Source organism: Sphingosinicella microcystinivorans (assembly GCF_027941835.1).
Lineage (GTDB): Bacteria > Pseudomonadota > Alphaproteobacteria > Sphingomonadales > Sphingomonadaceae > Sphingosinicella.
This window is the reverse complement of record NZ_CP116005.1, coordinates 1,164,081-1,177,327: the sequence shown is the minus strand read 5'-3', so window position 1 is coordinate 1,177,327 and position 13,247 is coordinate 1,164,081. Positions and strand designations below refer to the sequence as shown.

Annotated in this window: 9 protein-coding genes; 3 read left to right on the top strand and 6 right to left on the bottom strand. The window is 68.9% G+C overall.

Annotation, left to right across the window (positions count from 1 at the left end; all coding sequences use genetic code 11):
* The first annotated feature begins 7 nt into the window (after positions 1–7).
* Entirely contained in the window at positions 8–2,737 is a 2,730-nt protein-coding gene (locus PE061_RS05645) for a [protein-PII] uridylyltransferase (RefSeq protein ID WP_271259130.1), read from the top strand.
* A 315-nt stretch (positions 2,738–3,052) separates the two neighbouring features.
* Positions 3,053–3,346: a hypothetical protein gene (locus PE061_RS05640; protein WP_271258180.1), complete on the top strand. Its 294-nt coding sequence runs from the start codon at positions 3,053–3,055 to the stop codon at positions 3,344–3,346.
* On the opposite strand, the gene PE061_RS05635 is transcribed toward PE061_RS05640, so the two are convergent.
* From PE061_RS05635 to recF, 3 genes are all read right to left on the bottom strand, one after another.
* Positions 3,294–4,091, bottom strand: a complete 798-nt coding sequence (locus PE061_RS05635) for a universal stress protein (protein WP_271258179.1) — start codon at positions 4,089–4,091, stop codon at positions 3,294–3,296. The two genes, PE061_RS05640 and PE061_RS05635, sit on opposite strands and share 53 nt — an antisense overlap.
* 88 nt (positions 4,092–4,179) lie before the next feature.
* On the bottom strand, positions 4,180–6,546 hold the full coding sequence (gyrB, locus tag PE061_RS05630; RefSeq protein ID WP_271258178.1) for a DNA topoisomerase (ATP-hydrolyzing) subunit B: 2,367 nt from the start codon (positions 6,544–6,546) through the stop codon (positions 4,180–4,182).
* A gap of 7 nt (positions 6,547–6,553) precedes the next feature.
* On the bottom strand, positions 6,554–7,654 hold the full coding sequence (recF, locus tag PE061_RS05625; RefSeq protein ID WP_271258177.1) for a DNA replication/repair protein RecF: 1,101 nt from the start codon (positions 7,652–7,654) through the stop codon (positions 6,554–6,556).
* A 48-nt stretch (positions 7,655–7,702) separates the two neighbouring features.
* Here recF and PE061_RS05620 point away from each other — a divergent pair, with 48 nt between their 5' ends.
* Positions 7,703–8,422, top strand: coding sequence for a hypothetical protein (locus tag PE061_RS05620; RefSeq protein ID WP_271258176.1), 720 nt, complete (start codon positions 7,703–7,705; stop codon positions 8,420–8,422).
* Positions 8,423–8,557: 135 nt separating this feature from the next.
* Here PE061_RS05620 and dnaN read toward each other — a convergent pair whose 3' ends face one another.
* From dnaN to PE061_RS05605, 3 genes are all read right to left on the bottom strand, one after another.
* Complete coding sequence (dnaN, locus tag PE061_RS05615; RefSeq protein ID WP_271258175.1) at positions 8,558–9,658, bottom strand: DNA polymerase III subunit beta; 1,101 nt, start codon at positions 9,656–9,658, stop codon at positions 8,558–8,560.
* Positions 9,659–9,755: 97 nt separating this feature from the next.
* On the bottom strand, positions 9,756–10,949 hold the full coding sequence (locus tag PE061_RS05610) for an alpha/beta hydrolase (protein WP_271258174.1): 1,194 nt from the start codon (positions 10,947–10,949) through the stop codon (positions 9,756–9,758).
* Positions 10,950–10,960: 11 nt separating this feature from the next.
* Positions 10,961–13,180 carry a TonB-dependent receptor gene (locus tag PE061_RS05605; RefSeq protein ID WP_271258173.1) on the bottom strand — a complete coding sequence of 740 codons (2,220 nt, stop codon included), beginning with the start codon at positions 13,178–13,180 and terminating at the stop codon, positions 10,961–10,963.
* Positions 13,181–13,247 lie beyond the last annotated feature (67 nt).

Below are 13,247 nucleotides of genomic sequence, written 5' to 3'. Positions count from 1 at the left end.
CGTGAGCATGACCGACCGTTTCCACCGCGTCACCGACCGCCGCGCGATCATCGACCGCCGCGAGGTCGCCGAGGTGCTGGCCTCGATTCCCGCCGACCGCGCCGCCGCCGTCGGCGTGCTGCGCGTCGCGCTCGCGGGCGCGCGCGCCGAGCTGAAGCGTCGGCTTGAAGCCGCGCCCTACAAGGGACTCGAACTCGCGAACGGCCACGCCTTCCTCACCGATCAACTGGTGCGGCTGGTCTTCGATTTCGCGACGCAGCGCCTCTACCCGGCGAGCAACCCGAGCGCCGCCGAGCGCATCGCCGTGTGCGCCGTGGGCGGCTACGGCCGCGCCGAGATGGCGCCGTTCTCGGACGTCGACATCCTGTTCCTCACCGCGCAGAAATCCACCGGCTGGATCGAGCAGGTCGTCGAGACGATGCTCTACACGCTGTGGGACCTCGGGCTGAAGGTCGGCCACGCAACGCGCTCCATCGCCGATGTCGTGCGCCTGTCGCGCGAGGACGTGACGATCCGCACCGCCATGCTGGAGGCGCGCTACGTGTGGGGCGACGAGGCGCTCTACGACGAGGCGAACGCGCGGTTCCTGAAGGAGGTCGTCTCCGGCACCGAGCGCGACTTCACGCAGGCCAAGCTCGCCGAGCGCGAGGCGCGGCACACGCGCATGGGGGACAGCCGCTACGTCGTCGAGCCCAACATCAAGGAGGGCAAGGGCGGGCTTCGCGACCTGCACACCCTGTTCTGGATCGGCAAGTACGTGTTCCGCGTGGAGCGCGCGGCCGAACTCGTCGACAAGGGGCTGCTGACGCCCCGCGAGTACCGCCAGTTCAACAAGGCCGAGAACTTCCTGTGGGCGGTGCGCATCAACCTGCACGACATCGCGAAGCGCGCCGAGGAGCGGCTGACCTTCGACATGCAGCGCGAGCTCGCGGCGCGGCTCAACTACCACGACCGCGCGGGCATGTCGGCGGTCGAGCGCTTCATGCGCCACTATTTCCTGATCGCGCGGCAGGTCGGCGACCTCACCGGCCTGTTCCTCTCGCACCTCGAGGAGACCTACGCGGAAAGCCGCATCCGCCTGCCGAGCGTGCGCCGCGCGCCCCGGAAGCTGAACGGCTTCACCGTGCAGCGCGGTCGCCTCGGCGTGCCGGGCGACGATTTCTTCGCGAAGGACCCGGTGCGGCTCATCGAGATGTTCGCGCTCGCCGAGAAGCACGAGCTTGAAATCCATCCGCAGGCGATGCGGCAGGCCGGGCGCGACGCGAAGCTGATCGACGCCGCCGTGCGGCGCGACCCGCGCGCCAACGCGCTGTTCATGGACGTGCTCACCAGCCGCCGCGCGCCCGACACGGTGCTGCGCTGGATGAACGAGGCGGGCGTGTTCGGCCGCTTCGTTCCCGATTTCGGCCGCGTCGTCGCGCGGATGCAATACGACATGTACCACCACTACACGGTGGACGAGCACACGATCCGCGCCATCGGCCTGCTCGCGCGCATCGAGAGCGGCGAACTCGCGGCCGAGCACCCGACGAGCGCTGTCATCATCCACCAGATCGCCTCGCGCCGGGTGATCTACGTGGCGGTGCTGCTGCACGACATCGCCAAGGGGCGCGGCGGCGACCACAGCGTGCTCGGCGCCGATGTCGCGCTGGCGCTCTGCCCGCGCCTCGGCCTCACGCCCGCCGAGACCGAGACCGTCTCGTGGCTGGTGCGCTATCACCTGCTGATGTCGGAGACCGCGACGCGCCGCGACCTTTCGGACTTCAAGACGATCCAGGACTTCGTCGCAGTCGTGCAGGACGTCGAGCGGCTGCGGCTGCTGATGGTGCTCACCGTCGTCGACATCCGCGCGGTCGGGCCCGGCCGCTGGACGGAGTGGAAGGCGCAGCTGCTGCGTGACCTCTATGTCGCCGCCGAGGAGATGCTGCGCCTCGGCCACCAGCAGCGCGGCCGCGCCGAGCGCATCGCCGCCAAGAAGGAAGACCTCAAGGCCGCGCTCGGCTGGAGCGACCGCGTCTTCAACGCGCACGCGAAGCGGTTCTTCGACAGCTACTGGGTCGCCGAGCCCGCGGCGTCGCTGCTCGCGAACGCGCGGCAGATCGCCGAGGCGAAGGACGAGATTTCCGTGGCGATGACCTGTGACGACGCGCTCGGCGCGACGCAGGTGTCGGTGTACGCGCCCGACCATCCGGGCCTGTTCTACCGGATTGCGGGCGGCATCACGCTGTGCGGCGCGAACATCGTCGACGCGCGCATCCACACGACGCGCGACGGCATGGCGATCGACAACCTCGTCGTGCAGACGCCCGAGGGCCGCGTGCTGGAGGAAGCCCATGCGCTCGACCGGCTGAAGACGACGATCATCGAGGCGGCCTCGGGGCAGGTGAAACTCGCCGAGCGGCTGGCCGCGCGGCCGCTTGCCCGGCACCGCGCCGACGTGTTCAAGGTGGAGCCGAACGTGCTCGCCGACAACAAGGCCTCGAACCGCTACACGGTGATCGAGGTGCACGCGCTCGACCGGCCGGCGCTGCTCTACGGGCTCACACGCACATTGTTCGACGCGCGGCTTTCGATCAGCTCGGCGCATATCGCCACCTACGGCGAGCGCGCGGTCGACGTTTTCTACGTGACCGATCTCACCGGCGACAAGATCGAGAACGCGCAGCGCCTCAAGGCCATCACGCGCAAGCTGCTGGCGGTGGCCTCGGGCGAGACCGAAGCGAAGGCGGCCGCCTGAAAAAGGACCCGCGCCCCTCGGGGCACGGGTCCAACTCCCCGGGTCAGCGTGGAGTGTCTCCGAATATCCCCGTCACGGCCGCACAACCGAATCCGCAGCCGGACGCGCGGGCGAAAACCTGCCGACAGCTTTCCCCCACGTAAAGACCTAACTTGGGACGAAGCGCGCGATCGTGCAACCGCCCGTGTCGGATACGGCATGTTGCTGCCGTGCATCGCCGGGCGGTGTTGCCGAAAGAACACAGATTCGGGGTGCGGACGCCGGAACATATCCGCCGGGCGTCGCTTTGAGCCTTGCGGGCGCAAGGAGGACGGTGTGCTGGAGGTCGTGAAGTGGGCCGCGTCGATCAGCGGCATGGTGGCGGCGCTCGCCGTCGCCGCCGATCTCGGCCGACGCGTCACCGGCTGGGGGTTCGTGCTGTTCCTGGCGTCGAGCGCGGCGTGGATCACGGCCGGGCTGGTCGACGAGGAGTCGGCGCTCTCCACGCAGAACGCCGTGCTCTTCGTCATCAACGCCGTCGGCGTCTACCGCTACCTGATCCGGAAGGCGCCCGGCGTCAGTGCGACAGCACCAGCGGCAGCGCCGCGTCCGCCAGCAGCGAGCGGGTGACGCCGCCGAGGATGAACTCGGCGAACCGCGAGCGGCCGTAGGCGCCCATCACCAGATAGCCGGCGCCGACCTCGGCGGTGATGCTGCCGAGCGTGTCCGCCACCGTGCCGCTCTTCGCGCGCGCATGGACCTCGGCCTTGATGCCGTAGCGGGACAGGTACGACGCCGCCTCGCGCGCCGGGATGTGCGTGTCGAAATCCTCCTCGATGCAGGCGATGTGAACCGCCTTCGCCGCGGTCAGCATGTGCATCGTGTTGCGCACGGCCTGCGCCGCCTCGGGCGAGCCGTTCCACGCGACGAGCGCGGCGCCCGAGGGATCGAAGCCGATGTGGTCGTCGCGGACCGCGAGCACCGGCGCGCGGACCTTCGTGGCGATCTCGCCCACGATCGGCAGCGCCGCGTCCGGGTCGGTGAGCTTGCCCGTGGGGCTCAGCACGATGAGGTCGGTGAGCTGGCTGTGCATCATCACCGCGACCGAGCCGCTGCCGCGCGAATCGATCCAGTCCCACGGCACGCCTTCCTTGCCGAGCTGCGCCTCGATGCGCGTGCGCGTCGCCTCCATCGTCTCGGCATAGGCCTCGTAGGCGATCATCGCGCCGGTGAAGGGCTCGCCGGCATAGGCCGCGAACGGCATGGCCTGCAGGCAGGTCAGGTGCCCGCTGTAGTAGCGCGCCACGTCGAGCGCCGCCTGAAGGCGCGCGTTCTGCCCGGCATCGTCATGGATATGGACGAGGATCGATTTCATGTTCCACTCTCCCGCTGTTCACCCGAATGGGTGGTACCACTGCCGACGCTAGCAACATTGCGGCAGATCAAGAAGGAGAGCGCGCCGCCTAGACGTCCAGATTGGCGACGCTGAGCGCGTTCTCCTGAATGAACTCGCGGCGCGGCTCGACCACGTCGCCCATCAGCCGCGTGAAGATCTCGTCGGCGACGTCGGCCTGCGCGATCTCCACCTTCAGCATGGAGCGGACGGTCGGATCGAGCGTGGTTTCCCAGAGCTGCTCGGCGTTCATCTCGCCGAGACCCTTGTAGCGCTGGATGGCAAGGCCCTTGCGGCCGATCTCGAAGATCGCATCGAGCAGCGCTGACGGCCGCGTCACCTGCCGGTCGCCGAGCCGGATCGGCGTGCGGTAGGCCGCCGCCTCGCCCGCGAGCAGCTGGTTGATCTTGCGCGCCTCGGCCGAAAGGATGAACGCGCGGTCGATGGCATAATGGTCGGAAACGCCCCGGAAGGTGCGGGTGAGCCTGTAGCCCTCGTCGACGCGCTCCGCGCTCCACTGGGCGTCGTCGTGCCCGTTCAGCCACGCGGCGACGTCCGCCGCGGCGTCGCGCTCGGGGTTCAGCCCTCCGGAGATCGCCAGCGCCTCGACGATGCGCGGATCGTAGCGGCCGGGCACGTAGGCCATCAGCGACCGCAGCTTGCGCGCCTGATCGACGAGGCCGCGCAGGTCGTCGCCGGTGCGCTGCCCGTCCGCCGTCTCCGCGACGAGCCCGTCGAGGCCGGTGCGGATCAGGTAGTCGTCGAGCGCAGCCTGGTCCTTGAGGTACACCTCGGAACGGCCGCGCGTGACTTTATAGAGCGGCGGCTGCGCGATGTAGAGATGGCCGGCCTCGATGAGCTCGCGCATCTGCCGGTAGAAGAAGGTGAGCAGCAGCGTGCGGATGTGCGCGCCGTCCACGTCGGCGTCGGTCATGATGACGATCTTGTGGTAGCGCAGCCTGGCGATGTCGAAGTCGTCGCGGCCGATGCCGGTGCCGAGCGCCTGGATGAGCGTGCCGATCTCCTTCGACGACAGCATCCGGTCGAAGCGCGCGCGCTCGACGTTCAGAATCTTGCCCCGGAGCGGCAGGATCGCCTGGAAATGCCGGTCGCGGCCCTGCTTCGCCGAGCCGCCCGCCGAATCGCCCTCGACGAGGAACAGCTCGGACTTCGCCGGGTCCTTCTCCTGACAGTCGGCGAGCTTGCCGGGCAGCGAGGAGACCTGAAGCACGTTCTTGCGGCTCGCCTCGCGCGCCTTGCGCGCGGCCTCGCGCGCTACGGCGGCGGAGACGATCTTCTCGACGACCGCCCTTGCCGGTCCCGGATTTTCCTCCAGCCACTCGGCGAGCCTCTCGCCGATCAGCGATTCGATCGGCTGCCGCACCTCGGAGGAGACGAGCTTGTCCTTGGTCTGCGAGGAGAACTTGGGATCGGGCACCTTCACGGAGACGATGGCGGTCAGCCCCTCGCGCATGTCCTCGCCGGTCGGCGCCACCTTCTCCTTCTTCAGGATGCCGGAGCTTTCCGCGTAGTTGTTGAGCGTGCGCGTCAGCGCGCTCCTGAAGGCCGCCATGTGCGTGCCGCCGTCGCGCTGCGGGATGTTGTTGGTGAAGGGCAGGACCTGCTCGTAGTAGCTGTCGTTCCATTCGAGCGCGACGTCCACCGTGATGCCGTCGCGCTCGCCCTGCATCAGGATCGGCTCGGGAATGAGCGGCGTCTTGGTGCGGTCGAGGTACTTCACGAACGCGGCGACGCCGCCCTCGTAGAACATCTCGACGACCTTCGGCTCGGTGTGCCGCGCGTCGGTCAGCACCACCTTCACGCCGGAGTTGAGGAAGGCGAGCTCGCGGTAGCGGTGCTCCAGCCGGTCGAAATCGAACTCGATGACCTTGAACGTCTCTTCGGACGGGAAGAAGGTGACGTGCGTGCCCTTGCGGCCGTTCGCCTCGCCGACGACCTTCAGCGGCGCGACGGCATCGCCGCGCTGGAAGCGCATGTAATGCTCCTTGCCGTCGCGGAAGATGCGCAGGTCCAGCCAGTCGGAAAGCGCGTTCACCACGGAGACGCCGACGCCGTGGAGGCCGCCCGAGACCTTGTAGCTGTTCTGGTCGAACTTCCCGCCCGCGTGGAGCTGGGTCATGATGACCTCGGCGGCGGAAACGCCCTCGCCGGCGTGGATGTCGGTGGGGATGCCGCGTCCGTTGTCCGTCACCGTCACGGAGCCGTCGGCGTTGAGCGTGATCGTCACCGTGTCGCAGTAGCCGGCGAGCGCCTCGTCGATGGCGTTGTCGGAAACCTCGAACACCATGTGGTGCAGGCCCGAACCGTCCTCGGTGTCGCCGATGTACATGCCGGGCCGCTTGCGGACGGCGTCGAGTCCCTTCAGGACCTTGATCGAATCGGCGCTGTATTCACCGGAAGGCGCGTTGCTGCTCATGATTTCCTTAAAGTCTGCTCAGGCGACCGTTTGACACGTCTATATAGGTAGCATCCGGCCCGATTGCACGGAAAAGTGACACGTCCGTGCCCGTCATCCACACCTGCATGGCGTCCGCTTCCAGCATGGCGAAAAGCGCGGCCCGCCGCGTCTCGTCGAGGTGCGCGGCGACCTCGTCGAGCAGCAGCACGGGACGCCGCCCGGTGCGCGCGGCGACGACGCGGGCGTGCGCGAGGACGAGGCCGAGCAGCAGCGCCTTCTGCTCGCCCGTGGAGGCGCGCGCGGCGGGTTGGTCCTTGGCGAGATGCGTGACGGCAAGGTCGCTGCGATGCGGCCCCGCGGTGGTGCGTCCCGCCGCGGTGTCGGCGCGGCGGGAGGCCGCGAGCGCCGCTGCCAGCGCCTCGGCATCCCACGCCTCGCCGTCCAGCATCAGCGCGCCTTTCGGGAACGGCCCCGTGTCCGATGCGGCGATTTCCTCGCCGAGCGCGCCGATCGCCATGCGCCGCGCGGCGTCCACCGCCGCGCCGTGCTCCGCCATCTGCCTTTCCAGCGAGGCGAGCCAGTCCGGGTCCGGCGCGCGCTCGCCGCCGAGCAGCTTGTTGCGCGACTGCATGGCGGCGTCGTAGCGCTGCGTATGCCCGGCGTGCTGCGGCACCAGCGCCAGCGTCAGCCGGTCGAGGAAGCGGCGGCGGCCGCCCGCGCTGTCCATGAACAGCCGGTCCATCGCCGGGGTCAGCCACAGCACGGAGAGCCATTCGGAGAGCGCGTTCGCCGCCGCGCCCGCGCCGTTCACGCGCACCAGCCGCCGCCCCGGCGCTTCACCTTGCGTGCCCGTGCCGATCTCGACCGGCGCCTCCGCGCCGCAGCCGAGCGTCGCCGCGATCGCGAAACCGCCGCCGCTCTCCGCGCGCGCCATCTCCGGGAGGCCGGCGCGCCTGAGGCCGCGCCCCGGCGCCAGCAGCGAGATGGCTTCGAGGAGATTGGTCTTGCCCGCGCCGTTGTCGCCGGTCAGCACGACCGCGCCCGGCCCGGCGGCGATGTCCGCGCGCGCGTAGCTGCGGAAATCCGTCAGGCGCAGCCGGTCTATGGTGCGGGGCTGTGTTGGCATGGCGGCCCCGTCTATCGCGTGCTAATCTCGTGCGAAAGGGAGACGTCCATGATCCGTGCCGTTGCCTGTGCCGCCGCCATGCTGCTTTCGTCCGCCGCGCTCGCCGACCAGACCGTGGTCTACAAGGGCGAGGACGGGAAGAACCTCACGCTCGAAATCGCCGACAGCGGCGCCGTGCACGTCACCGGACCTATCCCGGGGCAGACCGGGCTGGTGCAGGACGGCGAGCTGTTCCTGATCGACACGGCGCAGGCAAAGCCGCGCGTGATGCGCCTCACCGACATTGCCGCCGCGCTCGACGAGGCGATCGGCCCGACGTTCCGGGGCCTGTTCGACGCCGCGGCGAAGGCCGATCAGAAGCCCGCGCAGCCGCTCGTCATCGAGGCGGCGGGCAGCACGACCGTCGCGGGCTTCACGGGCGAGACCTATCGGATCAAGGGCATCGACAAGATGAACCCCGATGCGGTGACGGAATGGGTGGCGACGCGCGACCCGGCGCTCGCGCACGCCGGCAAGGCCATGCTGCAGTTCATGGAGGCGACGATGGTGATGGCCGCGCCGCTGATCGGCGATGTCGCCGCGAGCATGATCGGCGACATGCGGCAGGCGTTCGCGCTCGGCACGCCGCTCAAGGCCGGCACGAAGTTCGAGCTCGCCAGCGTGAAGGACGGGGCCGTCGACCCGGCCCGCTTCCGGCTTCCCGCCGAGCCGATCAGCCGCGCGGAGATGGTGAAGGAGATGAAGGCGGGGGTGCCGCCGTCCGAGTGAGGGGCTGGTGATATCCGGGCGTGCGTCCCTCGACCTCGCTCGGGACGATGCACGTTTTTACAAGGCGCAAAGGCCTTTCATCCCGAGCGAGATCGAGGGACGCGCTTACAGCCCTGTATCCCGAACTCGACGGCGTCAGACGCGCATCGGCATCAGCACGTAGAGTGCCGGGGACGACTGGCCCTCGCGGATCAGCGTCGGCGCCGCCGCGTCGGCGAGGTGGATCTCGATCTCGTCGGTCTCGATCTCGCCGAGGATGTCGAGCAGGTAGCGGGCGTTGAAGCCGACATCGAGGCTGTCCGACGCGTAGTCGGCGGGCACTTCCTCGGCGGCGGTGCCGGTTTCCGGGCTCGTCACCGAAAGCACGATGCGGTCGCGGTCGATGCTCATCTTCACCGCGCGCGTCTTCTCGGTGGCGATCGCCGCGACGCGGTCGACGCCCTCGGCGAGCGACTTGGTGTCCACCTTCAGCAGCCGGTCGTTCTTCGTGGGGATCACCCGCGAATAATCGGGGAAGGTGCCGTCGATCAGCTTCGAGGTGAGCACGGCGGTGCCCGCGCGGAAGCGGATCTTGGTGGAGGAGAGCGAGACCTCGATCTCGCCCGTCACCTCGTCGAGCAGCTTTCTGACCTCGGCGACGCATTTGCGGGGCACGATGATGTCGGGCATCCCGTCCGCGCCCGCGGGCGCGTCGAGCGCGACGCGCGCCAGCCGGTGGCCGTCGGTCGCGACCGCGAACAGCTTGCCGTCGACGACGTGCATGAAGATGCCGTTCAGGTAATAGCGCGTCTCTTCGGTGGAGATGGCGAAGCGCGTCTTGTCGATGATCTGCTTCAGCGTCTCGGCGGGGAGCTGGAACTTCGTCGGCAGGTCGCTTTCGGCGATCATCGGGAAGTCGTCGCGCGGCAGCGTCGCGAGGTTGAAGCGCGCGCGGCCCGCCGCGATCGACATCTTGTCGCCCGAAACCGCGATCTCGACCTGGCTGCCCTCGGGCAGCTTGCGCACGATGTCGAACAGCGTGTGCGCCGAAACCGTGGTGGCGCCCGGCGTCTCCACCTGCGCGGCGATCGAATCGACGACCTGCAGGTCGAGGTCGGTCGCCATCAGCTTGAGGCCGTTGTTCTCGACCTCGATGAGGACGTTCGACAGGATCGGGATCGTGTTGCGACGCTCCACCACCGACTGGACGTGACCAAGGCATTTGAGCAGCGTCGCCCGCTCGACCGTCGCCTTCATGCGTTTCCCTTCAAACCCCCGATTGTGAGCGCGCGACTATAGCGCCTGCGTCAACCTTCGGTAGGGGGAATCCGGGGCCAAATGCAAGCCCCGCCGTTCACTCCCCGCCGCGCCGGTCCGTGTCCGCCGCGGCGACGGCGCGGCTGCGGATCGCCTGCCCGAAGAGCGCGGCGGTCTCGCGCGCGGCGCGGTTCGCGTCGGGGATCAGCCCGGACCAGTTGAGGAAGCTATGCGTGAGCGACGGGTAGTTCAGGTAGACGACGCCGACGCCGTCCGTCTCCAGCCGCGCGGCGAGGCGGCAGCCCTGATCGCGCAGCGGGTCGTAGCCCGCCGTCGCCACGATCGTCGCGGGCATACCGGCGAGCGAGGATTCGCGAAGCGCCCATGTCGCCGGGGCCTCCCGGCTCGCCGGATCGGGAAAGGCGAGGCGGGTCACGACGTTGATGAAGGCGAGATCGAGCCCGTAGCCCTCGCCGAACAGCGCATAGGAGCGGTCGCCCTGATCGAGCGTGACGGCCGGGTAATAGAGCAACTGGTAGAGCGGCGCCGGGCGACCGGCGGCGCGCTGACGCAGTGACGTCACCAGCGCGAGGTGGCCGCCCGCGCTGTCGCCGCCGACGCCGATCCGCGCCGGATCGCCGCCGAGCGACGTGGCATGGACGCGCGCCCAGAGGAAGGCGTCCTCGGCATCGTCCTGCGGCGCCGGGAACGGGTGTTCGGGGGCGAGGCGATAGTCGACGGACACGACGATGACGCGGGCCGCGTTGGCGATCAGCCGCACCTGCCGGTCCACGGCGCGCACGCTGGCGAACACGAAGCCGCCGCCGTGGTAGTAGACGAGCACCGGCAGCGGGCCGTCCTCACCGGTTTCCGGGCGATAGATGCGGACGGGGATCGGGCCGCCGCGCCCCGGGATGGTGCGGTCCTCGACCGCCATGTCGGCAGTGATTGCGCTGCGGATTGTCCAGCGCCGGTCGGTGTCCGCGCGGATGGCGGCGCGCTTCTCCGGCGTGTCGAAGGCGGCGAGCAGGTCGTCCTCATTCTCCGGCTTTTGCGCCGCCGCCATCTCCTTCAGGAATTGCAGCTTGGCGTCGAGCCGCTGGCCGTCGACGCGCTCGCGGGGGCCGCGCAGGCGCTCCACGAACCAGCGTTCGGGCTCGAGGCCGGTCTTGAGCTCGGCCTTTTCCGCCGCCGTCAGCGTCACGTCGGCGGGCGAGAGGATCGGGGGCTGGGCGGGCATATTCATGGCGAGCAGCAGCACGGCCGCTGAGGCCAGCAGGGTGCGTTTCACGGGCGGGCCTTTCAGAAGCGCTTGCCGAGTTCGACGCCCCACGTGCGGGGCGGCATGTAACGGCGGGTGCGCGTTCCGAAGAAGTCGCCGCCGTAGATGAAGACGGTGTCGGCATCGAACAGGTTGCGCGACCACAGCGCGATCTCCCAGCCCTTGTCCGGATGGGCGAGCGCGACGCGGGCGTTCACGAAGTCGCTCGCCGGGATGCGGTCGAACGGCACCGTCACGCCGCCGACGGTGATGCTGCGCACGTTGTCGATGTCCGAATAATAGCTGCTGCGGTGCGAATAGTCGGCGTGGAGCGCGAGGCTCCAGCCCGACGGCAGCGGAATCCGGTAGTCCGCGCCGAACTGCGCCTGAAAGCGCGAGGCGCCGGGCACGCGCTTGCCCGAGGCGTCGCTGCCGCCCGCGCCGCCGCCGGGGAAGGACCGGAACACGGTGTCCAGCACGCCGAGGCCCGTGGTGAAGCTCAGCCGCTCGCTCACCTCCAGCGTGGCTTCAAGCTCGATGCCCCGGCTGCGCACCTTGGAGGCGTTGCCGATCACGATGGCGACCACGCCCTCGCCCATGTTCTGGAACTGGTCCACCTGATAATCGTCGAAATCGGTATGGAAGCCGGTGAGGCTGAAGCGCAGCGCGCGATCGAAAAGATCGCCCTTCAGGCCCGCCTCGAACGAGGACGCGGTTTCCTTCTCGAACTCCAGCCCGTTCGGGAAGATCGCGGTGCTCACGAAATCGAGATTGTAGCCGCCGCTCTTGTAGCCCTTCGCATAGCGCGCGAAGCCGGTGAGCCGGGGCAGCACGTCGTAGCTGAGCGTCACGGTCGGCGAGAAATCGTTGTCGCTGCGCTTGTCCCGGAAGGTGCCGGTGGCGAGACCGAGCGGATAGCCGCTGCCGTCGATGCTGTAGTCGACGCGCTTCTCCTCCCACGACCAGCGGAAGCCGAGGCCGAGCCGCAACCGGTCGACCACCTCGTATTCGGCGTTCCCGTAGAGCGCGACGTTCCGCGTCCTGAGATCGCCGGTGGTCGGCAGCGGCGTGCCCGGCGCGACGCCGAGCAGCGGCCCAAGCGCGCCGGTCCACGCCGTGCGCGCGGTGTCGCTGTCCTGCTGGTAGAGATAGAGGCCGAACACGTAGCCGAGCGGCCCGCCGCCGGACGAGACGAGCTGGAATTCCTGCGTCCACTGCTCGTACTTGTCGGAAAAGTCGATGCTGAGGAAATCGAGGTTCGAATAGTCGAGGTCGTTGGTGCTGAAGAATTTCGTCGAGCGCCACGCGGTGATCGACTTCAGCGTCGGCCCGCCCGCGAGATCGTAGGCGAGTTCGAGCGCCGCGCCGTAGACGTCGCGCTCGTCGCGGTTCGGGGTGTTGAGGTCCACGGTGCGCGGCTGGAGGTAGAGCGGCGACAGCGCGCTGCCGAACGTGTTCGTGAAGGCGTTGCCGTATTCCCCGGCCTCGCGCGCCCTGAGGCCGTCGACGGAGGCGCGCACGCTGAACTGCGGCGCCGCGTCCCAGCGGAGCTGGCCGCGCCACGAGGTGACGTTGCGGTTTCCGACCGTGCTGCCGTCGTGGATGTTGGTGGTGAAGCCGTCGCGCTTCGCGCGGTTCACCGAAAGGCTGACGGCGGCGGTTTCGGACAGCGGCAGGTTCGCGCGCAGCGTGCCTTGCCGCTCGTCGTGGTTGCCGATGCGGACGCCGAGATAGGCCGAGGGCTCGAAATCGGGCTGGCGCGAGATGAGGTTGATCGCGCCCGCGACGGTGTTCTTGCCGAACAATGCGCCCTGCGGGCCGCGCAGCACCTCGACCCGTTCGAGGTCGATCAGCTCCTGGTTCAGCGCCGGAGACTGGCCGAGGTAGACGCCGTCCAGATACACGCCGACGCGCGTGTCGAAGCCGATGTTGCGGCTGTTGGCACCGACGCCGCGAATGTAGACGGCGGAGTTCAGCGAGGTCGTCGAATCAATCTGAAGGTTCGGGACGTGCGACGAAAGCTCCGAGACCTGCTGGATGTTGAGGTTCCGGATCGTTTGCGAATCGACCGCCGCGACCGAGGAGGGCACGTCGATGAGGCGCTGCGCCCGGCGCTGCGCGGTGACGATGATCTCCTGCACCTCGTGCTCGCCTGCCGCGCCCTCCGCCTGCTGCGCCGCGGCCGGCAGCGCCGGAATCACGGCGCAGCCCATGACGGCCGCCAGCAGGCCTGCGCGTCGTTTTGTCCTGTTCGTCGTCATGTCTTTCCCCCTTTTCCTTCAACCGAAGCCCCAATAACCGAAACATTATTCGATTTCGGTTTATAGG